The 24,076-nt window shown below is 42.6% G+C and carries 20 protein-coding genes and 1 pseudogene; 10 read left to right on the top strand and 11 right to left on the bottom strand.

Going from position 1 to position 24,076, the window contains the following annotated elements; translation table 11 throughout:
• Window positions 1–19: 19 nt before the first annotated feature.
• The 3 genes from pomA to TH606_RS07720 are packed head-to-tail and all read left to right on the top strand — an operon-like array spanning window position 20 to window position 2,126.
• Complete coding sequence (gene pomA / locus TH606_RS07730; RefSeq protein ID WP_068542617.1) at window positions 20–778, top strand: flagellar motor protein PomA; 759 nt, start codon at window positions 20–22, stop codon at window positions 776–778.
• On the top strand, window positions 778–1,548 hold the full coding sequence (locus tag TH606_RS07725; RefSeq protein ID WP_068542615.1) for a flagellar motor protein MotB: 771 nt from the start codon (window positions 778–780) through the stop codon (window positions 1,546–1,548). The genes pomA and TH606_RS07725 overlap by 1 nt, the downstream gene beginning before the upstream one ends.
• Window positions 1,545–2,126, top strand: a complete 582-nt coding sequence (locus TH606_RS07720) for a PilZ domain-containing protein (RefSeq protein ID WP_068542614.1) — start codon at window positions 1,545–1,547, stop codon at window positions 2,124–2,126. The genes TH606_RS07725 and TH606_RS07720 overlap by 4 nt, the downstream gene beginning before the upstream one ends.
• On the opposite strand, the gene TH606_RS07715 is transcribed toward TH606_RS07720, so the two are convergent.
• Entirely contained in the window at window positions 2,123–3,742 is a 1,620-nt protein-coding gene (locus TH606_RS07715) for a radical SAM protein (RefSeq protein ID WP_068542608.1), read from the bottom strand. The genes TH606_RS07720 and TH606_RS07715 overlap by 4 nt on opposite strands.
• Before the next feature lie 57 nt (window positions 3,743–3,799).
• Between TH606_RS07715 and TH606_RS07710 the strand changes: the two genes are divergently transcribed.
• A complete protein-coding gene (locus TH606_RS07710; protein ID WP_068542607.1) occupies window positions 3,800–5,536 on the top strand; it encodes a B12-binding domain-containing radical SAM protein in 1,737 nt (578 codons plus the stop codon).
• A 12-nt stretch (window positions 5,537–5,548) separates the two neighbouring features.
• Here TH606_RS07710 and TH606_RS07705 read toward each other — a convergent pair whose 3' ends face one another.
• Both TH606_RS07705 and TH606_RS07700 read right to left on the bottom strand, forming a co-directional pair.
• Window positions 5,549–6,340 carry an ATP-grasp domain-containing protein gene (locus TH606_RS07705; RefSeq protein WP_068542605.1) on the bottom strand — a complete coding sequence of 264 codons (792 nt, stop codon included), beginning with the start codon at window positions 6,338–6,340 and terminating at the stop codon, window positions 5,549–5,551.
• Entirely contained in the window at window positions 6,340–6,705 is a 366-nt protein-coding gene (locus TH606_RS07700; RefSeq protein ID WP_231887758.1) for a hypothetical protein, read from the bottom strand. The genes TH606_RS07705 and TH606_RS07700 overlap by 1 nt, the downstream gene beginning before the upstream one ends.
• A 617-nt stretch (window positions 6,706–7,322) precedes the next feature.
• Between TH606_RS07700 and TH606_RS07695 the strand changes: the two genes are divergently transcribed.
• Both TH606_RS07695 and TH606_RS07690 read left to right on the top strand, forming a co-directional pair.
• On the top strand, window positions 7,323–9,029 hold the full coding sequence (locus TH606_RS07695) for a phosphoheptose isomerase (RefSeq protein WP_068542603.1): 1,707 nt from the start codon (window positions 7,323–7,325) through the stop codon (window positions 9,027–9,029).
• Window positions 9,030–9,039: 10 nt separating this feature from the next.
• A complete protein-coding gene (locus TH606_RS07690; protein ID WP_231887757.1) occupies window positions 9,040–10,035 on the top strand; it encodes a potassium channel family protein in 996 nt (331 codons plus the stop codon).
• Here the strand turns inward: TH606_RS07690 and TH606_RS07685 are convergent.
• The 4 genes from TH606_RS07685 to TH606_RS07670 form a co-directional block, all read right to left on the bottom strand.
• Window positions 10,018–10,596, bottom strand: a complete 579-nt coding sequence (locus TH606_RS07685; protein ID WP_068542598.1) for a 5-formyltetrahydrofolate cyclo-ligase — start codon at window positions 10,594–10,596, stop codon at window positions 10,018–10,020. The genes TH606_RS07690 and TH606_RS07685 overlap by 18 nt on opposite strands.
• A 247-nt stretch (window positions 10,597–10,843) precedes the next feature.
• Entirely contained in the window at window positions 10,844–12,073 is a 1,230-nt protein-coding gene (locus TH606_RS07680) for a hypothetical protein (protein ID WP_068542596.1), read from the bottom strand.
• 37 nt (window positions 12,074–12,110) lie between these two features.
• Window positions 12,111–14,537 carry a WSC domain-containing protein gene (locus tag TH606_RS07675; RefSeq protein WP_068542594.1) on the bottom strand — a complete coding sequence of 809 codons (2,427 nt, stop codon included), beginning with the start codon at window positions 14,535–14,537 and terminating at the stop codon, window positions 12,111–12,113.
• A complete protein-coding gene (locus TH606_RS07670; RefSeq protein WP_068542592.1) occupies window positions 14,492–15,484 on the bottom strand; it encodes a hypothetical protein in 993 nt (330 codons plus the stop codon). The genes TH606_RS07675 and TH606_RS07670 overlap by 46 nt, the downstream gene beginning before the upstream one ends.
• A 525-nt stretch (window positions 15,485–16,009) precedes the next feature.
• Between TH606_RS07670 and TH606_RS07665 the strand changes: the two genes are divergently transcribed.
• Together TH606_RS07665 and TH606_RS07660 are read left to right on the top strand one after the other, a co-directional pair.
• Window positions 16,010–16,516 carry a DnaJ family domain-containing protein gene (locus TH606_RS07665; protein ID WP_068542590.1) on the top strand — a complete coding sequence of 169 codons (507 nt, stop codon included), beginning with the start codon at window positions 16,010–16,012 and terminating at the stop codon, window positions 16,514–16,516.
• A 64-nt stretch (window positions 16,517–16,580) separates the two neighbouring features.
• On the top strand, window positions 16,581–17,012 hold the full coding sequence (locus tag TH606_RS07660) for a Fur family transcriptional regulator (protein ID WP_197460532.1): 432 nt from the start codon (window positions 16,581–16,583) through the stop codon (window positions 17,010–17,012).
• A 6-nt stretch (window positions 17,013–17,018) separates the two neighbouring features.
• Here the strand turns inward: TH606_RS07660 and TH606_RS07655 are convergent, their stop codons facing one another.
• Window positions 17,019–17,483: a universal stress protein gene (locus TH606_RS07655; RefSeq protein ID WP_068542588.1), complete on the bottom strand. Its 465-nt coding sequence runs from the start codon at window positions 17,481–17,483 to the stop codon at window positions 17,019–17,021.
• Between the two features lie 314 nt (window positions 17,484–17,797).
• Here TH606_RS07655 and TH606_RS07650 point away from each other — a divergent pair, with 314 nt between their 5' ends.
• Both TH606_RS07650 and TH606_RS07645 read left to right on the top strand, forming a co-directional pair.
• The gene (locus TH606_RS07650) at window positions 17,798–18,322 is read left to right on the top strand and encodes a hypothetical protein (RefSeq protein ID WP_197460531.1); all 525 of its coding nucleotides are present in this window, start codon (window positions 17,798–17,800) and stop codon (window positions 18,320–18,322) included.
• Between the two features lie 258 nt (window positions 18,323–18,580).
• On the top strand, window positions 18,581–20,416 hold the full coding sequence (locus tag TH606_RS07645; protein ID WP_068542587.1) for a thioredoxin domain-containing protein: 1,836 nt from the start codon (window positions 18,581–18,583) through the stop codon (window positions 20,414–20,416).
• Window position 20,417: 1 nt separating this feature from the next.
• Here the strand turns inward: TH606_RS07645 and uvrA are convergent, their stop codons facing one another.
• The 3 genes and pseudogenes from uvrA to TH606_RS11890 all read right to left on the bottom strand — a co-directional run.
• Complete coding sequence (uvrA, locus tag TH606_RS07640) at window positions 20,418–23,192, bottom strand: excinuclease ABC subunit UvrA (protein ID WP_157627891.1); 2,775 nt, start codon at window positions 23,190–23,192, stop codon at window positions 20,418–20,420.
• Window positions 23,149–23,718: a 4Fe-4S binding protein gene (locus tag TH606_RS07635; protein ID WP_068542584.1), complete on the bottom strand. Its 570-nt coding sequence runs from the start codon at window positions 23,716–23,718 to the stop codon at window positions 23,149–23,151. The genes uvrA and TH606_RS07635 overlap by 44 nt, the downstream gene beginning before the upstream one ends.
• 160 nt (window positions 23,719–23,878) lie before the next feature.
• Window positions 23,879–24,076, bottom strand: a pseudogene (locus tag TH606_RS11890) (hypothetical protein); the annotation flags it as partial.

The raw sequence follows: 24,076 nt of genomic DNA, 5'->3' as shown, positions 1-24,076 counted from the left end.
TTATAGTGGCGGAGGTTTTATGGACCTGGGAACCGTTATCGGCTTAGTGCTCGGTATAGTTCTAATTCTGGCCTCTATTTTAATGGGTGGAAGTCTGGGGCTTTTTATCAATATTCCTTCTATCTTAATCGTGGTAGGCGGAACTATTGCCGGTTCTTTTATATCTTTTTCGTTGCCAGATGTCTTGGGTTCTATAAAAGTAGCTATGAAGGCCTTTTTTAATAAGCTTGAACCCCCTGAAGAAATAATCAAAGAAATTACTAATCTGGCTAACATTGCCCGTCGAGAAGGTCTCCTTAAACTTGAAAAGCAGCCCATAAATAATCCTTTTCTTAAAAAGGCCATTATGTTTTGTGTTGACGGGCACGAGGCCGAATTTATAGAAGAAGTGCTTAATAAAGAGGTTGAACTTACTGCTGAGCGCCATGAAACCGGGCAAAAGCTCTTTAAAACTATGGCGGACCTGGCCCCGGCTTTCGGTATGATAGGAACCCTTATTGGTCTGGTGCAGATGCTGGCCAACATGTCTGACCCTAAAGCCATTGGTCCTTCTATGGCAGTTGCCCTTTTGACCACCCTTTACGGTGCTATCCTTGCCAACCTCTTTTTTGCGCCCATTGCCAACAAACTGGAGTTGCGTTCCCAGGAAGAACAGTTGAATTACCGGCTGATTATTGAAGGGGTGATAGGCTTACAAAAAGGTCTAAACCCTCGTGTTCTTGAAGAGATACTTAAAGCCTTTTTGCCTCCTAAAAAGCGCACTGAAGGTGGTGAATAATGGCTGGTGGACGGAAGAAAAAGGCGGAAGGAGGCGGGGCTCCTAAATGGATGACCACCTTTGCTGATCTTATGTCCCTTCTTATGTGTTTTTTCGTGTTGTTGCTCTCTTTTTCCGAAATGGACCCAGCCCGCTTTAAAGAAGTCGCTGGCTCTTTAAAAGATGCCTTCGGTGTACAACGTGAAGAAATCGTCTTTCAGCTACCCAAAGGTATAAGCGTTGTGACCACGGAATTCCCGCCCAAATTCACTGTGGATGACCTTCTTGAGCGCGTTAAGGCCACGGTTAAGCTTGAAATGATAAAAGGTGAAATCCAGATAGAAAGCCTTAAAGACCGGGTTGTTCTTCGCTTTAAAGATGAACTGCTTTTCCCTAAAGGCAGCGCCACTTTAACTCCCAGAGCCAAACAGGTCTTGCTAAAGATTGGTGAAATTCTTGAACTTTTTGACGGGGAGATAGTGGTAGCCGGCCATACGGATGATTTACCCATTGTTTCTGGGCGTTATCGCTCTAACTGGGAGCTTTCCGCGGCCAGAGCGGTGGCGGTAGTGGAGTTTTTATTGGCGCATAAGTTTGTTTTGCCTGACCAAATAGCCGCTGTAGGCTATGGGCCAAGCCGGCCATTATATCCAAACGATACTCCACAGCACAGAGCCGCTAATCGTCGGGTAGAAATAATTCTTTTACAGAAGAAAGTTCCTCTTCTAGAGTATAAAGAAACTTTTAAACACCCTAAAGAACAAGAACCTTTACCACAGGAGGCCAAATGACAGGGAAAGCTGAAGAAAAGCGGAATTATATCCGTATTTATGACCACGTTCTTTTGAGACTCACCCCTCTTTCACGGGAAGAGTTTGAAAAAAAACTTGAAAACTTTCGTGAAGGCAAAGAAAGCCCCTGGATTGACCCTATCAGGCCCCCAGGGGAAATATTTAAACTTGAGTCTTATCTCAAAAGATTGCGGGAAAAAGATCGTGAGTTAGCAGGGGTGCTTCAGATTCTTAACCAAAAACTTGACCGCATTTTGATAAACCTTCTGGGAGAGAAGTTTCTAAAAGGTTTTCGCGAAGTAGAAGTAAATCTTGGAGCTGGGGGGTTAAGGGTAAGGCTCCCTGAAGAAGTTCAGGTAGGGGCTATTTACGAAATAGATCTGGGGCTTCTTCCTGATTGGGTTTTCCTGAAGACTTTTGGAGAGGTGATAAGAGTTGAGCCATCACCAGAAGGTGGTTATGAAGTGGCCTTTAAGTTTATCTGGATAACCGAGGCAGACCAGGATCGTCTGGTAGAGCATATTTTCCGTCAACAGGTACTTCAATTAAGGGCTACGCGGAGGGTTAAAAAAGATTAACCGCAAGCCCCGCAGCGTTTACAGCGGCCAAGGAGGCAGCCCGGGCTTGCTTTCCCTTTTTGGGCAAGCTGCCATTCCTCCCATAGGAATTCTTTTTTGACTCCCAGGTCAACTATTTCCCAGGGGAAGACTTCTTCCCTTTTTCTTTCACGACCGATAATAAATTCTGGGTTTAAGGGAAGTTCTTTAAGGGCCTGATTTAAATTTTTACCACTTGCCATGGATAAAATAAGTTTTTTGAGGCGTCTGTCACCTCTGGCCATGAGGGCCTGAAACGCCGCCCATTTGGGCAAATCACTGGTGAAGCGGGTGCTTGAAATTTTACGAAGCTCTCGTTTAAGCCAGTTGAGCTTTTTTTTCAATGTACTTACCCCCTCAAAAGGAGCCCATTGAAAAGGGGTGTGTGGTTTGGGAACAAAAGAGGCCACACTTACCCGCAGGTCTATTACATAGCCTTTAGGCCGAGTTTCTTTATCAAGGTTATGGCGAATCTTTTTGGAGAGTTTCACAATGGCTTCAAGGTCTTCTTGCGTTTCGTAAGGGAGCCCTACCATGAAATAAAGTTTTAAGGCCTTGATACCAGCCTGGCCTAAAAGGGTAGCAGCTGAAATTATGTCTTCTTCTTTCAGGCCTTTGTTTATTACTTTTCTTAGAGTTTCACTTCCAGCTTCTGGGGCAATGGTAGCGGTGCGCTGGCAAGCAAGCAATTTTACGAAGCTTTCAGTAAGAGCATCAGCCCTGAGAGAGGAAAAGGTAACTGTGCAGTTTTTGGCAAGAAGGGCTTCTCCTAAGGCCTCTATGGTTTCCGTTGAGGAAAACTCAAGGCCTACCAGGCCAACTTTGGCGCCTTCTGGTATTTCGTCAAGGGCAGACAGCAAAAGTTCTTTGGGCCAGGGCCTTGGCGGGCGATAAAGGATGCCCGCGGCACAGAAACGGCAACCACGGCCACAGCCACGGCCTACTTCCAGAAGATAAGTTTCTGAAAATTCAGTCTCTTTGGTTAAGAGCCCAGAGAGAGGAGGTTTATCAAGCCTTTCAGCTATAAGTCTTTTAACTGGGGGATGTTTGATTTCAAGGAGAGAACCTTCTTCGTCAAAAACAAGTTCGTAATCAGCAGATAGATAGCAGGAGAGGTTTTCCAGGGGTTTTTCGTCAACCAGATAGTTTACCAGTTCTTCGGCAAAGGCTTCTATTTCCCCAAGAAAAAAGCCATCTACAAAAGGGGTAAAAGGGTCGGGGTTAAGCCAGGTAGCAATGCCTCCTGCTATAACAGGTGGATTTCCTTTTCTTTTTTCTCGCAAAGGAGAAAGCCCTGAAAGTTTAAGAATGGTGACGAGATTTACCAGGTCAGCCTCAAAAGAAACGGAAAAAAATATGAGTTTGAAATCATCAAGAGGACGATTTGTTTCTACAGACCTTAAAGGTTCATTTTCTCCAGGCAAAAAAAAGCGCTCGCATACGATTTCATCGTAGGCGTTTAAGGTTTCATAGACCAGGCGAAAGCCAAGGTTTGACATCCCTACGTGGTAGGTGTTGGGAAAGACCAGGGCAATGGGTATGCGGCCACGCCACCTTTTGCGAATAACTCCAGTTTCAGCAGATTTTCTTATTGACATACCTTAAGCTTACTGGAGCTTACAGGGACAGGCAAAAATCTGTTATATTTTTTTAACATGAAAGTCTTGCTAATTTATCCCTATTTTTTAAACCCAAGGCCTAAAGACTATGACGTGCGTCCTTTGCCCATTGGCCTTTATTACCTGGCCGCAGTACTGAAGCAGGAAAACTTCCAGGTGGAAATCCTTAACTGGTACAACCTTAATGACCTTTCTCTAGCCAGAAAAACCTTTGAAGCCTTAAGGCCAGACATTGTTGCCTTTTCCATTTTTAACGCCAACCGCTGGGGAGGTATTGACCTGGCTAAAGTAGCCAAAAAGGTTTTGCCAGATACCCCGGTTATATTTGGTGGGGTAGGGGCCACTTACCTGTGGGAGCATCTGCTAAAACACTTTCCTGAAATAGACTATATAGTGGTAGGAGAAGGCGAAAAAACTTTTCTCAATTTAGCAAAAGCCCTGGCCGCTAAAGCTACCGATGAAGAAATAGCACAAATAAAAGGCCTTGGCCTTCGCTTTAAAGGTAGGCCCTATTTTACGGGAGAAGCTGGATTTTTAAAGGACATTGACGTCATTCCTGATCCGGCTCAGTTTTTTACTTTTCAGCACGTGATTTCTTCCCGTGGTTGCCCGTGGAACTGTGTGTTTTGTGGTTCACCGCGGTTCTGGAAGCGTAAAGTCAGGTTTCATTCGCCTGAGTATTTTCTGGAGCAACTGGAAAGGCTTTATCGCCAGGGTGTAAACTTTTTCTACATTTCAGACGACACCTTCACCCTTGATAAAGAACGGGTTATCAAAATCTGTGAGGGGATTATCAGGCGGGGTCTCAACATTACCTGGCAGGCCATCTCAAGGGTTGACTGTCTTGATGAGGACATAATTTACTGGCTGCGGCGGGCAGGTTGTTTGCAAATAAGCTTTGGAGTGGAAAGCGGCTCAGATAAAATTCGCAACAAAATCCTCAACAAAAAGTTATCTAAAGAAAGCATAAAAAAGGCCTTTTCCCTTTGTCGGGCCTATGGCATCCTCCCGCGGGCTTATTTTATTTACGGCTGCCCCGGTGAAAGCAAAAAAACTATCCAGGCAAGCATTGACCTTATGAGAGAAATAAAACCCCTTAGCATGCTTTGCTATATCCTTGATATCTATCCTGGTACAGCCCTTTACGAAGACTTTAAGAAACGTACCGGCGCCGATGATGACATCTGGCTTAAGCGCATAGAAGATATCATGTACTACGAAACTGACCCCAATCTTTCGGCTGAAAGGGTTAAGAATTTCGGCCGCAAACTTCACCAGGCCTTTGATAGAAACTTCCCGCAATTTGTTGAAACATTAAACCTAATAGACCGTGAAGAGCTTTATCCCTTTCACGCTGACTTTTTGACCCGTCTGGCCATGACCTTACGTTACGGTGAGCTTGCGGAAAGAGATATTCCCGAAAAAGACCGGCTGGCAGAAAAGCTATTCACAAAGGCCCTTCGTTATTATCCTGACCACCACGCCTTTTTGGGCCTTGGCATTATTTACCAGCAGCGGCGGAAGTTTAAAAAATCTATAGAAATCTTGCAAAAGGGCCTGGTACATTATCCTAAAAGTGAACAGCTTAACGTTTGCCAGGCGGTAAACTATATGCAATTGGGAGATTTTAAAAAAGCCCTTGAGCACCTTTTGCCTTTTGAGAACTCACCTGAGGCCCTCCCTCGTATAGCTGCCTGTTACCAGGCCCTTGGCGACATTTCTAATATGCAAAAGTATCTCGCCCGGCTTGAGGCCTTAAGGTGTAGAAGCTGATGACCTGCTTATTTATTTCCACACTCTGGCCTTGGGGTTTTTTTCCAGGAAACTATTGAGAAATTCTTGGTGGAGCTTTTCTACTAGGGCTTCATATTCCTGAGGCTTTATCTGGGCGCCTTTTAGCCCTCCTCGCAGGTTTATCTCTGATAAATAAAAATGCCCGTTAGGGAGTATCATTAGGTCAATATGAGCGTAGGGAAACATACCCCTTTCCATAATTTTACGGCAAAAAGAAAGTTCCTTTTCATTTAGCTGGTAAGGCTTTGACTCCCCACCAAAAAAAAGATTATTGCGAAAATTAAAGGGGTTTTGGCGAGAATAGGCTTCAACATAGTCGCCCATAATAATCACACGCACATCAGTTGCTTCTTCAACAAAGGGTTGAAGCACAAAGGGATAGGATAGCTTTCCAAAGCAGGCATGGTTGGTAATTTCTTCTATGCTTTCAAATACATGGATACCAAGGCCGCAGTTGAAGCGGGCTTGCTTTAAAACTACTTTTTTAATGCCCAGAGCACCATATTCGTTAGTGGCTTTAATAAGGTCATGGCGGTCTCTAATGAGTAAGGTATGAGGAAGCATATAGGGGCCTAAGGCCTGGGCCTGAAAGCATTTGGAGCGAGACAAATGTTGGGCCAGAAATGACGGATAAGCTTTTATGCCGCGGGCTTCAAGGTCTAAATAAATGAACTCTTCACCGAATTTTATGGCCAGCCGCCCTATGAAAATGTCTCCTGCCTGTAGCTCATGGTAAAGTTTACGAAAGGCCTGATTAGAAAGAATTATCCATGGAGCACGCATTAAAATAGCATCTCAAGGAATTGTTTGTGATACTTTGTTAAGTCAGAATTACATTTGCCACAGATAAAACGAATTTCGCCAAAAATCTGGGTATCATCACTTATTGGCGAGAAACTACCATCTTCATTTTGAATGTAGTGGGTTTTTATGGTAACACCTTCGGCGTACTCCCAGAAGTCTTCATCGTTGCCGCAATAGGGGCAGACTATCCTGGTTGTAGTGGTAAAAAAGGGACGTTTCTTAACAACAATAAAACGCTTTTTTTTATCTTCTGGCTTGGGAGGACTTACTTTTTCTCGCATCAAACTAAACATACCTTTTCTCTGTGAAAAAGCCAAGTTTAGGTAGATAAAAATTTTTTTCATAATCTCCGATAAAAAGGTGTTTCTTATAGGCTTTCCTGTGAAAACATCAACCAATAACCACCAGCTTTATTTAAAGAGATTCCTGTGCGTGGTCAAAGCCTACAATTTGTTGTGCCTGCTGGTGGACGGTCAGGTTAATATCGCGCTCTTTGGCTTCAGTGGGAGCAACGACCTCTCCTGGCTGTTTTAAGGCGCTACCACTTTATATCCAAGTCTTTCTGCTTCTTCTTTTATTCTTGTCAATAATCTCTGGCTATTTATCTGCTTCAGATAATTTGCCCCTAATTCCCTGTATTCCCTGCCCTCTTTGATGATAAAATACACCGCTTTCAAAATCTTATGCGCTATGAACCGCTCCGGCAAACTCAGGGCGGTTCATCTCCTCTCTTTTCAATGTTTTCATGCCTTCGTTGTGCCCCACAGAGGCATGGGGGGTTAATAAAAAGCTAGCCAAACATTTATATCGATAGTTCGCGCGTTAACTGAGAATTTTAAAAGACTGGATTGGTTAAACTAGGTAAGCCAGAAAAAGAGATAGCAAAAACCAAAATAATTCTTGCTTACCATGGCGGCTGGAGTATAAAACTTTTTAAAGATTAAAACTTCAGGAGGAGGAAATGGATTCCCCAAAAAGAGTAAAGTTACTCCGCCCTTCAAAATTAACTGATGACGAAAAGAAAAAGATTCTTTCAGCTATATTGGCCAAAGACCCATCCGTTTTTACTAAAGACTCAGAAATTCAGAAGGTTATTAAAAACCGGCTGGGTTGGGTAGATGCTTCCCAACGCATGCGCTCCAAACTTCCTGAAATAAAAGAATTTGCCAGCCAGGTAAAAGATAAATTTTCTGAAATAGTTCTCTGTGGCATGGGAGGTTCAAGTCTTTTCCCTCTGGCTCTTGCCAAGATTTTTGGCCCTGAAGAAGGCTGGCCTAATTTCCACGTGCTAGACACCACTGACCCTGAAGAAGTGGCCAAAATTGAAGAAAAAGACCTGAAAAAGACCCTTTTTATTATTGCCAGTAAATCTGGCACCACTATCGAAACTATAACTCAATTCCGCTATTTTTGGGAAAAAATTGCTAAACAAACAGACAATCCTGGAAGTCATTTTGTAGCCATAACTGACGAAGGTACTCCTCTTCACCGAGAAGGCGAGGAAAAAGGTTTTCTTAAACTCTTTTTGAATCCTGAAGATGTAGGTGGGCGTTATGCTGCCTTGACTTACGTTGGTCTTGTGCCAGGGGCTCTTATGGGCCTTGATATAGAACGCTTTCTTGAGAAGGCTGAAGAAATGCAAGAGGCCTGCTCTCCTGATATCCCCTGGGAACTCAATCCGGCGGCCTGGCTTTCAGAGTATATGGCTGAACACTTTTTTCTGGGGCAGGATAAGCTTACCGTTTTGGCTGACCCTTTGCTCAGGCCTTTTTCTTTATGGATAGAACAGCTTGTAGCTGAAAGTCTTGGCAAGGAATTCACCGGCATTGTTCCTATTGTAGGAGAGACTCCTGGTTCACCTACTGTTTACGGCCCGGACCGTGTTTTTGTTTATCTAGGCTTGAGGGGCAGGCAGGATTTATACCACCGCCTTTTCAGTGACTTAAAAGATGCGGGCTTTCCTTTGAAGCAATACTTTCTTGATGACTACTATGAACTGGGAGCGGAATGTTACCGCTGGGAGCTGGCTGTGGCCCTTTGTGGGGTATGGCTCGGGCTTAACCCCTTTGATGAGCCTGATGTGATACGAGCCAAGAAAAAAACTAAAGAGGTCCTTGACACCTTTGTAAAAACCGGCGATTTTCCCGTTGAATTTTACGTGGACGACGATTTAAACGTGGGTTTTTTGTATGCTGGAGGCTTAAAAGTCCAATATCCCAGGCTTAGAGCAGTAGTTAAAAAATTACTTTACGAAACTCCGCCCTGGGGATATTTTGCTTTCCTTCCCTTTTTGCCTTACAGCTCCGAAGTAGAAGAAATTTTTACTGATTTGAGAACTCTTTTGCGTGGTAGAAGACAATGTTCCACCATTATGGGCTTTGGCCCCAGGTATCTTCACTCCATTGGCCAGCTATTTAAGGGAGGCCCCCGCTCGGGACGATTTTTTATTTTTACCCGTAAAGGGCGGCGAGATAATCAAATTATTCCAGACTTCGGTTTTACCTTTTGGGACCTTGAGTTTGCTCAGGCTTATGGTGATTTTCAGGCTTTAAGTGAGGATAATCGTCCGGTTATTCACATCCATCTCACTGATAATTATATTGAAGAATTACGAAAATTTTATCAATTTATGGAGGAAGTAACCCGTTTAACTGAAGATGATACTTAAAAAGCTTTTTTTGTCTTTAGTTTTATTGTTTTGTATCGTATTTGCCGGGACTTTTGGCTATTTTCTTATAGAGGGCTGGAATCTATTTGATTCTTTTTACATGACGATAATCACCCTTTCCACGGTGGGATATTCAGAGGTCCATCCCCTTTCTCACGAAGGGCGTATTTTCACCTCTTTCTTGATTTTTGCTGGCGTGGGGGTGGCTTTTTATGTCTTTACCATGATTACAGAAGCTGTTGTTTCAGGCCAGCTCCAGGATTTTTTGGGGCGTAAGCGCCTGGAATCAAAACTTGAGACTTTACATGACCATTACATAATTTGTGGTTACGGCCGGATTGGCAAACATATATGCCACATGATTGCCAAGGAAGTCCCTTTTGTGGTAATAGAGAAAAATCCCAAAGTTATAGAAGAGATTGATAAGGCCGGATTTCTCTATCTAGAAGGAGATGCTACCCAGGAAGAAGTACTTCAAAAGGCTGGTATCGAGCGGGCAAAAGGCCTTGTGTCTGTTCTTCGTTCTGATGCCGACAATGTCTATATCACCCTTACGGCTCGGGGGTTAAACTCCAAACTTTTCATTATTGCTCGGGCTGATGAAGAACACGTGGAGCAAAAGTTAAAAAGGGCAGGCGCTGATAAAGTGGTTTCCCCGTATCTTATTGGTGCTAGGCGTATGGCCTTAAGCATTTTGAGGCCTGCGGTAACAGACTTTTTAGAACTGGTCACCCCCACCAAACACCTTGAATTACAATTAGAAGAAGTTCGCATATCTTCAAAATCAGACCTAGTGGGTAAAACTTTGATAAACAGTCAACTAAGAAAGATTTCTGGAGCTATTATTCTGGCTATTAAAAAAGTAACTGGAGAAATGGTTTTAAACCCACCACCAGATTATGAATTTGAGCCAGGTGATGTGCTGGTGGCCCTGGGTGATCGTGAAAGTCTCGCTGCTTTGGAAGAGCTAGCTTTTGGTCGTAAAAAACTAAAAGATTTTCTTTAAGCCATTTTCCGTAACCAAGGCGTCAATTTTTAGGTCGTGAGACTCAAGCGGGAGTTTTTTCGTGAGTTGACATTCAAAAGCCAGTGCTACTTTGGGAACGTGAGGGGCTTTGGCCAGAAGGCGGTCATAAAATCCGCCACCGTAGCCAAGGCGGCCACCTGAAAGGTCAAAAGCAACTCCTGGCAAAATTATCAGGTCTAAACCTTTAGGTTCAATTTCCGGGCTATTTTCAGATGGCTCCAGGATGCCATAAGCGCCTGGACTGAGTTCTTTTAAGCTGTTTATTTTAAAAAGTCTTAGTTTGCGCTTTGATATATAAGTTTTAGGGAGATAGACATCTTTACCTTCAGTTAACGCGGCTTCAATGAGCTCGTAAGTTTCCACCTCACTTTTAAATGAGGCATAAAAAAGGATTTTTTGTGCTTTTTGATAATAGTCTGAATTTTTTAAATGTTGGATTATTTTCTGGGATAAACTTTGGCGAATTTCTCTGGGAATAGAATCCCTTATTTTAAGAAATTTGTGACGCAAAATTTGTTTCTGTTCTTTAAATGGCAACATATTTTTACCGGGATTTTTTTATATTACAGTCATTTTATGTAACACCGTCCGTATTAATACCAGGCTAAGCCGGGAAGGTTACCTACCAACAACTTTTATTTACCCAAAAAAGATGATAGTTGAACCATGAAAAATTTTCTTTTCTGGATAAATGGGTGGTCATGGCCACTCTTCCTGTCTAGTTATTCTGGTGGAACCTTTGAAAGGGTAGCCTGAACCACTCCTTTACTAATGCCAAAATCTGAATTTAAGGATTAACTGGCTCCAATGCAAATCCCAAAAGACGCCATTCTCCGCCCTCTTTATAGAAAGTCCCCTCTAAAAGAACATCAACGCTATTGATGCCGGGATAAATTGCCTGTAAGCGAATCGCGCCGTTTGCAAGCCGTTTCAGGGGAAGGAGTTTCGGAGTTTGGGCAAAAATCTCTTCCCACTTTAAGGGGGCATTGAAGATCCCTTGAAAGCCACGTTTAAGGGCTATCCAGTCAGTACTGTCTCTCCAGCTATGCACACTGTGTTCATAGAGAGGTTTAAGATCTCTCTTCTCTATAGACGCAAGCATCCAGTTGGCTAAACGAGTAATCAACTGTTTCTGAAAATGCTTATCAACTGATTCAACCTCTGATTGCGCACCAGCTTTTGCTAATTTTGAAACATCTCCAATTGTGTATTGTTTGCGTAATAAAGGCTTCCCATCTAAACGAAAAACCACCTCAAATATTCCATTTGGCCAATCTCTTGGCAGATGAATATTTGCAACAATGGTGCCCTCAGGAATCTTCCCGGCATGTCGAATAATTCCTTCTTTCTTGTAAAGAATCTTGTTTCGGTTGATACCGTCATCAACAATAATCCATTCAATTGAGTATGGTATGCCCGCCTTCAAGTTTTTATAAGGAATTACTACATAGATATTGTGTTGTGAATTTGGAAAATGATCACTCACGCCGATCGGAGTAACAGAGCCGTCATCATGCGTCTTTACATCTCTAGCAAGATATATCTCGGAGATTCCCGGTATTTTGTAAAGAGGTTTTCTGTCAGCCTTTTCGTGTTCTGGTGAATAGAGCACGAAGCTCTTTTTTGCCAGCAATTTACTATTTGAATAGAGCTCAAGGGAATAACGGCCTTTTGGCAACTGAAAGTCGCTATTGTTATAGTAAATATGGAAAAGTTTAGTGTAGGGAGCCAATTTCAGCTCTATTTCGGCAAGAGTCGTATTTGGCTTGGGGAGCGCGTCATTCCTAACCCAGCGGATAAGTACTGAGTCATTTCTTCCCACACCTTTGAGATGTACAAGAGCATGTATAATGGGAGTCTCGACGGGAAAGCGGTCAGTAACTGCTCCCAGCTCTACTGTCTGCGTCTCAGGATGTTCTATAGCAATATCAGAAAACTCTATAGATGTAACTTCGTAAGCATAAGCATTTGTCAAAACAAAAAACACAAAAAAAAGTAGTATGAATAGATTTCTCATCAAGAGCCCCCTGGCATTTAATTATACAATATTTTTACTATTTTCGGCCGATCGTAAAATACTTCTCAAATACTTGTTTTCCATTGACTGAAAAAATCAAGTGATACTCACCGTCAGGAAAAGTTCCGTTGTCTAGAGAAATTTTTGCTGAAAAAACACCATCTCTCTTTGGAAGCTTTCCATTATCTTTATCAAAAAGCAGTTCTTCTTTTGGACTTCCAAATGGTCGCCAAAACCACTTTACGCCAATCCTGTCTGTAGGACGAGCGCCAGTATAGTAAACGAAAAGGTAAAACGGAGAATTCCCAGCAGGAAGATTGTCAGTTACCGTGCCCGGAGCTGGCTCGCCTGAAGGAAGTTTGCGTGTAGCGATGATCACTTTGGTAATGATTGCACCAGATCCACCTACATGAGAATTATCATCAAACATTGACGTCGTGTCAATCATAACAGGTCCAGCCCCGATGTCTGCCTGATTCCGCGGACGCACACTCCATTCAACCCAATCGACCTGAATATCATGACCAGTATACCATCCGTACGAGTGCATGATAAAGCGAATGTACGGGGAGTTCAGAGGGGCTGATTTCGCGGTAATCTCTTGCCCGTTTACGCGATAACGCACAGTCGCTGTTTCTGGGTCATAAACAATTTCCTCGACAAACCATTGATCCCATATAGGCTGTAGGACACCATAGTTTCCAAGCTGCCTCCAGTTGGCTCCAGACAAGACAAAACCATGTTTAGCTGGAACATACTGACGGACTCCAGGTTTTTCGTAAAAATAATTGTAATAGGTCACCTGAAAGAGTCCTCTCCCAAAAGCTGAAAGCCATGCGGCTCTGTTTGCCGGCATTTGCACATTAGATCCATCTGTCTGATAGAACCAGATACCTCCTTCAAAATAGTTGTTGGCATAGTGAACTTTTACTCTCCTGCGCAAAGTGAACACTTCGCCTGCATTTATAAGTATCGGTTTAGATGAAATAAACGGACTCTGATCTACTCTATTACATGCGAGATCAAGGACCCCGTTACGCACTAAACTTGAGCCGTTTTTTACACGACGAAGAGTCTTCCATTCGTAAGCCTCCCAAACTGCTGAATTGAACGAATTGAAATCGTCTCTAAAAGTTTGGGGCAAATGATTGTTTGAACCTGGGAAGTTCTCATTCTTAGTACCGGTGTTATAGACGCCCGTAGCATAAACGCTGTTTGCCCAAAAACCACCACATATCTCATTCGGGTTGCCTGAGCATTTCATATCGCAGTTGTTTGCCGGGCCAAATAGACCGTAGTCATTATCACAGAAACACTGAGAACCGTACTGGACGCCAGCATATCTATATCCTGAACTCCTGCAAATGGAGATACACTTCTCTACGCTCATGTCACTGGCGGAAACAATTTTTTTGTCCAGGTCTCGTCCTTGGGTCCCGTATGGATCTCCCTGGTCCTTGAAACATCCTATATAGTTGTCCCTTAAACTAGGCGGATTTTGAGATATATGTGTTCCTCGTTTTACTCCAGATATGCAGTGTTTGTTTCTAACCGGGTTTGGTACAGCGTTTTTAAGCCAACACCTGGCGTAAGGTCCCTGAATCGTATAAGGCTTTACATAGGTCCAGGCCTTACATTCTGGGGCATTCTCACAAGCATCCTGACAGAGCTTATAGTCTGGATAGGGCAGGTTGAAGCTTTTATAGTCTAGCCCCGGCCTGTCTATATTAGCTTCGACCCCATCGCCATAATGAATCTTTGGCACATTGAGACCTGCCACGTCGTAGATGCTGTTTGCCCAATTTCCTCCACAGATTTGATTTTCATCTCCTGTACATTTCATATTACAGTTTATAGCTGGTCCATATTTTCCGTAGCTGTTTCCACAGAAGCATTGACTGCTGTATTGCACACCTGCGTATCTATAGCCCCTTCTTGCACATTCCCTCATGCACAAATCAGGTGTCATCTGATCGCTTCCAAACCCAAAAGCAGCCAGATCCCGGCCATTTAGGCCGTATGGATCGCCCTGGTCTTTGAAGCAGCCAAGATTCCGTCCTGTCAGCGAACCAAAAGATGTCGAAGAGGGCGAAGAAGTCGAGGAAGTCAAGAGTGACAACAGTTGGTTAAGGACTTCTAGTTCTTTTTTTAGTACGGAGATTCTTGCACGGCTGTCAAAGTATTGGTCTATAAGCAAGTCGCCTCTCAGCAGTTCTTTGGGGCACTGGAAGCCATACTTCGCGTATCCCCCTACACCTTTTTCTCCTCGCTGAAGTCTTTGAAGTTCATCTTCTAGCTGAGCGATCAATCTCTTAACCTCAGCCGGAGAAGACTTAAACTGAACAGCATAGCTCCAACCACTTCCAATACAGTAAAAAACTACACATAGTAAAAATGCAATTATTTTACGACTCATGACTACTTTCCTTCTAATTTTCTTAGTTTTTCTTCTAATTGCCTGCATTTAACCTTTTCCCAATAAAGGGCGTCTTCTTCTAGTCGAATCTGTTCTCTTAACCTGTTGCTTTCTCTAACTGGATCTAAGCATTCAAGGACAAGCTTATAATTTGCACCAGCTTTATGAAGACGCCGCATCCTTTGGATATCTTCAAGAATACTGTGGTAACCGGATCCTCCACCTATACCCATAGAATTCAGGTCAACCTGTTTCTTACGCTCTTTGAGATCTCTTATAAGTCTCTCTTGGGATCTGACACGACGGCGACACCAGCCCAGGTCTTTTTTCACTTCGAGAATTTCATACATTTTGGTATTTTCAGATGTTTTCCCTGACCCGCCAGAAGTCTTACCAGAATTCTGCCCCTGCACCGCCGGTAACACTACTTCTTTTACCGCGTGATAATAGCTTATACCGGGCCAAGCAGCGTAAGGTCCGCCTATCACATGGGTTAAAGTTACATGTATCCTGGCTTTTTTGCCGGCGTATTGGAGAGGGATGTACCCTTGAAAAGGCTTTTCTACCCTATCTGGAGCTCTCTTCTCCCATTTCCCTAACCCTCCATAAAGACGCCATACTGGACCAGGGCGTAGGATAATAGAAGCTACCCCTACAGAGGCAATATTGACTCCCTTCTCCTCCTCTGGAGTAAGGCACTTGCCTGCAATCTGAGGACAGCCGGCTGCAATGCTATAGTACTGTGGCAGTTTGGGATACTTAGCATTTGGTCCTTTCTTAATTTCTGCTAAAATTTCCACAGTATCCTTTTCTGGAATTGGTGTGTTAAGCCCAGAACCTACCACAATTCCTTTAACAAGGAATCCGTTTTGAGTTTGCTCTATTTGAAGACCTTTCAGTTCTATTGAAACTCCAGCAAAGGCCACTCTAGAAATAATAGTGGCCAAAAAGAAAAAAAACAGAACCACTACGCTCCTCTTGACCAAAAATTTCATACATCCTCCTGCAATGAGTCAGGTTTTATTGCAATTCTAAAACCATCTTTAAAAGCGGACCCAGGGAGTAAGCGTCTGAGGCGAGCACTCTCTTCTTTAAGAGCTTTAAGACGTTTTGCCTCAGAAGCAGAGAAGTCGCAGTATTTTTACGCCACCGGTAGATGGTTTGCTCGGAGAGGCTGTATTTTCTAGCGGTAGCACCTACAAAATCACCTGGGGTGTTGACTTCGGTAAATATTTTGATGATTTGGTCAGGTTTTTTTATTGTTTATCCCCTTTTTTTGTTTTAGGGTATTTGTTCTATAAAACTTAACAACCCGGGTGATTCAAATAATGAGGAGCAGGTCATCGCCTCGGCGATCTATAACGTTCGGACAGAGATCGCTTTGCCACTTCGTGGCTTTCTATGACAGCCCCAAATTGTCATCTGTTTTGTTTTTCCATCCATAATAAAAACTTGAATTCTTTACTTATAAAAGTAATGATAATACTAAAATTGAAAAAAGAAAATTAAAAAGTTTAACTATGTCTCTTTTAATATTCCAGCGTTTGGCTGAACAACGCATTCAAAAGGCCATTCAAAAAGGCGAGTTTGAAAATCTTCCAGGTAAAGGCAAACCCCTTGAACTTGAAGATTTAAGTCATGTTCCCGAAGAGTTGAGGCTGGCTTATAAAGTCCTTAAAAACGCTGGTTTCTTGCCTCCTGAAGCCGAACTTTTAAAGGAAATTCGCACTGTTGAAGACCTGCTTGAACATATGGAAGACGAAGAACATAAATTGAAACAGATAAAAAAGCTTAATTATTTGATCCTTAAACTCAATCAGGTTCGCCACAGGCCCATTAATCTTGAAAAAGAACAACGATATTACGAAAAAATTGTCCAAAAAGTAGAGGTCTTCAGTAGTAAAAAGAGTAAAGCCAAAACATTGGAAAAGCTTGAAGAAGGCCAGGTACCCAAAATTGATTATAAAAGGATTGAACAACAGACCATCCTTTTTACCCTTTCTCGTCTAGCCCGCCGTAAATTTTAATGTTATCGTTCAGATTTAAGAATTTCTATTACATTAGAAAAAGACAAAGATGAGAGAGATAAAAATGAAAGAATATTTAAAAAAATTTGAGGAAATATGTCGGCAACACGGGATAAAAGTTACTCCCCAGCGTCTGGCCATATATCGTGAGCTTTTGACCTCCAAAGATCATCCTTCAGCGGTAAACATTTATGAAAAAGTAAAAGAATATTTTCCACACATTTCTTTAGATACGGTAAATCGAACCCTTCTTCTCTTTGCTGATCTAGGGCTTGCCCAGATCATAGAAGGCCGCGGAGACCCTAAACGTTTTGACCCTAATCTATCACCTCATCACCATTTTCGCTGTATTAAGTGCGGTAGAATTATAGATTTTTACTGCCAGGAATATGACCAGCTAAAAGTTCCTGAAGACCTTCAAAAGAAATATATAATAACCCGCATGAGAGTGAATATAGAGGGAATTTGCGACGAATGTCAGAAAAAGACCAGCTAGCTATTTTTACGGAATTTCAAATGGGTCTGGCAATTCTGGTGATTTCACAATCAAAACTGATTTATGCGTTCTATCAAGAACTCCACGGGCTACACTTCCAAGGTAACTTTTAGTACTGTGCCTTCCGTGGCTGGACATGACAATCAAGTCAACGTCCTCTTCTGAAGCTGTGCGTGCTATCTCGTTAGCAGGCGAGCCTTCTTTTACTAGTTTGCTAACCTTGATACCTTCTTCTTGAAACTTTTGGGCCACTTCAGCTAGGACTTTTTCAGCTTCTACTTTCAAGCTTTCTAACAGATCCTCGCGAGACACATCAAAAGGTGCCGCCCAGATACTTGGGAGATGAATAACATAAAGACATATAACCTCAGCGTTATCCCTTTTAGCTAAATATAAAGCAGGTTTAATAGCCTGCGCAGCCTCTTCTGATCCATCATAAGGAAATAAGATTTTTTCTAGTCTCCAATTCATAAGCCCCTCCCTCTTTTTTTAAAAAAGTTAAGTTCTATTAAGACAGAAGACAACCTATTATTATCAAAAATTTTCTATTATTTTGCTTTTGCAAGAAAAAATTCACAATAATTATAGTTACTGTTAATTTTTCTCTGTTTTGTTAATAAAATTGCAAAAGAGAGTTTTTTTCAATAAAACGAAAACACATAAACTAATTGAAAGATTCTTTTTAAACGATCTCTTTATTGTGTTTTTCTGGTCAATTTTTGAATTTTGTTTGGTTTTGGAATAGTAGTATTAACTTTCTCAAATAATAAAATAAGGAGGTTTGTATGAAAAAGTTTCTTTTAGTCTGGTTACTGCTTTTAATAGCAGTACCATTGGTTCACGCTGAGCCTACCAGAATAGTGGTAAGGGTTAAAACCAAAGATGCCAAATTTTTGGGTTCAAGTATGGGAGGAGCCTTGGTTACTATTAAAAATGTTCTTACTGGAGAAATTCTGGCCCAAGGCAAAACTGTCGGCAGCACCGGTAATACCAAATTGATTATGAAGACCCCTCATCAACGGGGTGTACCCATTTCAGATGATAAAGCTGCCAAGTTCGTGGCGGAAATAGATATTGACGAACCAACTTTAATAGAGGTTTCTGCTTACGGGCCCTTAGCCCAGCGTCAGGCCGCTAACAAAGTTTCAGCTACCCAGTGGGTGGTGCCTGGTAAGCATATTGACCAGGGTGACGCCTTTATGCTTGAACTTCCCGGTCTGGTAGTTGACGTACTGGATCCACCTGCTCATATAAAATTAAAAGGAACGCCACAGCAAATTGCTTTAAAAGCTAATGTCACCATGATGTGAGGGTGCCCTCTGACTCCGGGCGGAGTCTGGGATACCAAAGACTTTGAAGTAAAAGCCATTATTAAAAGAAATGGTAAAATTGTTGACACTATCCCTCTGGCTTATGCTGGTAAAGCCAGCCAGTTTGCGGCTACTTACCAGGCGAAAGAAAAGGGGGTTTACGAAGTAATTGTTTACGCCTATTGTCCCTCCAATGGTAACACCGGCGTAGATTTTACGACCTTCATTGTAAAATAAAACAAAAAGAGGCCGCGCTAAGTGGCCTCTTCCTCTTTTATAAAAATAATAAAGTCTAGTAATTTAACTAGAAACAGGTTAAGCCTAATTTATAATTTTTCAAAAAGGAGAAGGATTATTAATTCTTTAATCCACGAGCAAAGTCTTTACCTCAGGCAACATGCCCATCAGCCGGTGAAATGGCTTCCCTTCAAAGAGGATTTATTTTCTCTGGCTCAAGAAGAGCATAAACCACTTTTCATTTCCATTGGTTATTCGGCCTGTCATTGGTGCCATGTTATGGCCAGGGAGTCCTTTGACGATAAAGAAATAGCCCGGATAATTAATGAAAATTTTATTCCAGTAAAAGTTGATAGGGAAGAACACCCCGAAATAGACGCTATTTACCTTTTGGCCTGTGAAGTGGTCCAGGGAAGGGCTGGTTGGCCTCTTACCATAATAGCCTTGCCAGACGGACGTCCTTTTTTTGCAGCCACTTATCTTCCTAAAAGTGGAAATAGTTTTCAGCCGGGCTTAAAGGAAATCCTCTTAGCCATTTCCCGCTACTGGCAAATTGAAAAAAAATATTTATATCAACTCGCTTTTAAAATAGCTGAAACTTTAAAGAAAATAGAATTCATAAAGCCTTCTCACTTTGATTCTACTCATGTTTTGACTAAAGCTTTTTCAGAACTAGAAAAGCTTTACGATAGAGAGCATGGTGGTTTTGGTATAGCTCCCAAGTTTCCTTTGCCTGTTAAACTTCTCTATCTTTACCGATATGCCCAAAAGTTTGAGAATAATAAAGCCAGAGAGTTGGTAGTATTTACCACTTTAAAAATGCGTTATGCCGCTATTTTTGACCAGATTGGCGCAGGCTTTCACCGTTATACTATTGATAGGGCCTGGAAAGTGCCACATTTTGAGAAAATGCTTTATGACCAGGCCTTGCTTTTATATCTATACGCCGAGATAGCGCGAGAAGATAATAGAATAGCCCGGGTTCCTTACGAAATTTTTTCTTATTTGGAAGAGCGTCTTTTAGGAGAAGAAGGTTTTTTCTACACCGCAGAGAGCGCTGAAAGTGAAGGAGAGGAGGGGCGTTTTTATACCTGGTCTTTAAGTGAACTCAGGTCTTTACTTACTCCAGAAGAATTGAATTTGTTGATAGACTATTTTGGCTTAAAAGAAGAGGGCAATTATCTTGAGGAAGCTACGGGAAGACCCAATGGACGCAATGTCCTCCATCCATGCACTTTTCCCTGGGAATATGAAAATGATATTTCTTTTAAGCTCCAGTCAGTTCTCAAAAAATTGAAAGAACATAGAGAAAAGAGGCTCTATCCTCCAAGAGACGAAAAGATTATGGTGGATTGGAACAGCCTGGTTATAGCGGCTTTGGCAAAGGCTGCATCGAATTTGGACGACTCCAGATTCTTGAGCTTGGCTGAGCGAACTTTTAAAAAACTATGGGAAAGGGCTTTTATAAAAGGCCGCTTAAATCATCTCTTAAACGCGGAGATAAAGGGCTTTTTAGATGACTATACTTTTTTAGCCTGGGCTGCTTTAGAACTCTGGGAAGCTACCCAGAATGAACTTTATTTAACCAAATTATATTTCTTACTTGATGAAATCAAAAGACTTTTTAAGTCTAAGGAAGGCCTTTATCAACAAGTAGGAGCGGATGTTTCACCCTTATGGTTAAGATTTTTTTCCACCCATGACGGAGCCTTACCTTCGGCTAACGGAATTTTGGCCTATCTTTTTAAAAAAGCAGATCAACCTGAGGAATCTGAAACAATTTTAAGGAGTATCGGTGGGCATTTAAAAGAGCGCCCGTCTAACTTTTCTGCTTTTCTTCTGGCTTTGCTGGCTTAAATTAAAGAGAACCAGAGAGATACTTTCTAAGCCACTGGCTGGTGGGGGTTTCTTTATTAAGAAAGCCTGCCAAAGGTCCTTGATATAGCAATTCTCCGCCCTGGTCTCCTCCTTCTGGCCCGAGATCCACCACCCAGCTGGCCCGGCGTATTAACTCCAGATGATGTTCAACTACCACTACGGTATTGCCCTGTTCTATTAAGAGAGACAAGGCTTTTATGAGGGATTCTATGTCTTTAAGGTGTAAGCCCACGGTGGGTTCATCTAGTAAAAACAGATGGTCTTTGCCCTTTTCCAGAAAGAGATATTTGGCCATTTTCAAACGCTGGGCCTCTCCTCCAGAAAGGGTATTCAAGGGTTGTCCTAATTTGAGATAACCAAGGCCCAGAGCCTGGGCTGCCTTAAGCCGCCTTCTGAGTTCTCTTTCGTCTTCAAAAAAAGAGAAGGCTTCGTCAAAAGTGAGCTCAAGGATTTCCGCAATATTTTTGCCTTTATAGCGCACTTTGAGTACTTCTTCTTTGAAACGCTTGCCCTGGCAGAGACTACACGGAAAGTAGAGGTCTGAAAGGAACTGCATTTCTACCACTTCAAAGCCAAGGCCTTCACAGTGCGGGCACTGACCAATGCTTGAATTAAAAGAAAAGGCCGAGGCAGAAAACCCCATTTCTTTGGCTAAAGGGGTAGCTGCCAGGAGCTTGCGGATTAAATCGTAAACTTTTAGGTAAGTAGCGGGGTTAGCCCGGGGAGATTTGGCCAGAGGGCTCTGGTCAATAAGAACCACTTCGTTTACTTTTTCTGCGCCTTTTATGGCATCAAACTCCCCGGCTGGCTCAGTGGCCTCGCCTTTTAAACGCTTAAGCCCGCGATAAAGAATTAGCTCAAGTAGGGTTGATTTGCCTGAGCCAGAAACACCTGTAAAAACGGTTAAAGCCTTTAACGGTATTTTAACGTTTATGTTTTTGAGGTTGTTTTCTCTGACACAAATTATTTCCAGGAATTCATCGCTTTCCCAAGGTATAGGTTCAAGTTTTTTGGGCTTTTGGACTTCTTTTATAGCTTCAGCGGTAGGCGTTTTAGCCGAGACCAAATTTTTGCCTGTCCCTACAAAAAGCAGGTTTCCGCCAGCTTCTCCAGCCCCTGGCCCCAGGTCAATCACGTAATCAGCGGCAAGTATTACCTCTGGGTCATGTTCAATAACTACTACTGTGTTTTGTTGAGAAGCTAGTTTCTTAAGAAAAGAAATAATACGGGCGGTATCTCTGGGATGAAGCCCGGTGGTTGGTTCATCAAAGATGTAGAGGGTTTCTACCAGTTCTCCTGCCAGGGCCCGTGTAAGAAGCACGCGGGCCACTTCACCGCCAGAAAGGGTGCGACTCTGGCGGTCAAGGGTAAGGTAAGAAAGGCCCACCTCGTCAAGATAAGTTATTCTTTGGGTAAGTTCTCGTAATAGTGTTTCGGCCGCCCGGTCTAATGATTTTTTATTCAATTTTTCCAAAAATTTTCGCGCCTCTTTTACCGATAGTCTGTAAAAAGAAGCTATATCAAGGTCTCCCAGGCGAAAGTAGAGGCTTTCTTTCTTAAACCTTGTTCCCTGACAAGAAGGGCAGGGGAGATAAGACCGATATCTTGCCAGAAGTATTCGTACGTGGGCTTTATATTTTTTGGTCTCAAGCCAGTCAAATATCCCTTTTATGCCGTACCAATCACCGTCTCCGTAAAGTATTTTTTTACGCACCTCAGGAGTAAGTTCCTGCCAGGGTTTGTCAAGGGGAATACCTTTCTCACGGCAATAATCAAAAAGTTCCTCTTCATCCTCCCAGAAAGAGGGCATTTTAAGGATAGTGATAGCACCGTCATAGATACTTTTTTTTGGGTCAGGTATGACCAGGTCCCAGTCAATATCCATTACGCGGCCAAAACCGCGACACTCTGGGCAGGCACCCACCGGGCTATTAAAAGAGAATAGATTGGGATTTTTTTCGGGAGTTTTGAAGTCACAATAAGGGCAGCGGTTTTCCCCCGAAAATCTTATTTCCTCTCCGTAGGTAGTATGGATTCTTACTTCCCCGGCTATTTTAAAGCCCCGTTCAAAGGCCTCGATGAGACGGGAAAAATCTTTTTCATCAACTTTAAGCCTATCAAGGACTATTTCTGCCTGTTCGGGAATTTTTTCTACTTCTTCTAAATCGCAAACACGATTATCTAGAAAAAGGCGAAAATAACCTGCTTGGAGAAGCCCCTCACGCAAAAGGTTTTCGTCTTTAACTTCAAGGGGGGCAGTGATTATGACGCGTTTTCCTTTTAGACGAGTTATTATTTCCTGCGCGGCAGAATACGGGTCAGCCGTAAGAACCTCGCGACCACAAAGAGGACAGAAAGGAATAGCGGCTCTGAACCAAAGCATTTTGGCAAAACTGGTGATCTCGGCAAGGGTGGCTACCGTTGAGCGTGAGCTTTTTACAGGATTAGTTTGTGAAATAGCAATAGCCGGGGGGATAGCTTCAATACTTTCCACCTGTGGGCGGGGAAGCCTTTCAAGATATTGCCTGAGGTAAGCCGAAAAGGTTTCCACGTAGCGACGCTGGCCCTCGGCGTAAAGCACATCAAAGGCAAAGGTTGACTTGCCAGCCCCTGAAACCCCGGTAACAACGGTTACTTTATAAAGGGGGATTTCAAGATCAAATCCTTTTAGATTGTGCTGGCGTATGTTTTTTAATTTGATGGCGGGCATGTTATTTGAGCGAGGAGAGATAACTATCCCAGCCCACTTTTTCAATTACTATTCTAAGTCTCTCTCCGTGCTGGCAGTTTTCTTTGTAAAAATTTATAGTCTTTTCGAGTAACTTTACTGCTTTTTCTTCATCTACCAGGGAAAAAATTTTTTTGGCCAGGCGTGGATGGCGCCCTAATTTCCCGCCAGCAAGTACTTTATAGCCACACTCTCCTATTTGTAAGGCATTTTTGGGGCATACTTTTATGCAGGCTCCGCAGTTAACGCAATATTCGGTATTAATTAAAGGAAAGCGATCTTCAAAAAGAGTAATGGCGTCTTCTTCGCACACTTCAATACAAGAGCCACAGGCATTACAATCTCCCACCAGGGCAGGGATCGCCTGGCCTATAACGCCAAAGTCAGCAATGTGTACCTGAGTGCAGGCATTGGGGCAGGCTGCTATATATACTCGAAAACGATAACGCTTGCTTTGTTTTAGGCCGAGAGAGCGAAAAAAGTCGCCCAGTTTAGCTTTTTCAAGCACATTTTGGCATTTTTGAGTTAAAGACTCTGTATCCATCACCGCCATGGAGCATGAGCCGCCACGGCAACTTCTTAGCTCAAAACCATCTCCTGTAATCATGGCTAAAATAGATAACAGGAGAAAAAAATTTTGTCAGTATAGTTTGTAAATTTCGGGTGAAGATTAATTTCTTTCAGTTTTCTGCTTAAGCGAGATATGTCAAAGATTATAGAAAAACTATCTCTTCGTCCGTTAAATTTTTCATCTTTCTATTTATTTTCTTTGATAGCTTGAGTGGCTGTTTGAGTCCAAGGGATTCTTTTAGTCTGGCGGCTGCCTTTTTTACAAATCCTCGGCTCCCTATAGCCAAACTTTCGGTAAAATATTTGACCCTTTGCCTGAAAATTTTGCCTGTCCCTTTTTC

The sequence above is a fragment of the Thermodesulfatator autotrophicus genome, assembly GCF_001642325.1.
In the GTDB taxonomy this organism is placed as follows: Bacteria; Desulfobacterota; Thermodesulfobacteria; order Thermodesulfobacteriales; family Thermodesulfatatoraceae; genus Thermodesulfatator; species Thermodesulfatator autotrophicus.
The sequence above is the reverse complement of the archived record's forward strand: the minus strand, read 5'-3'. Positions and strand labels throughout refer to the sequence as shown.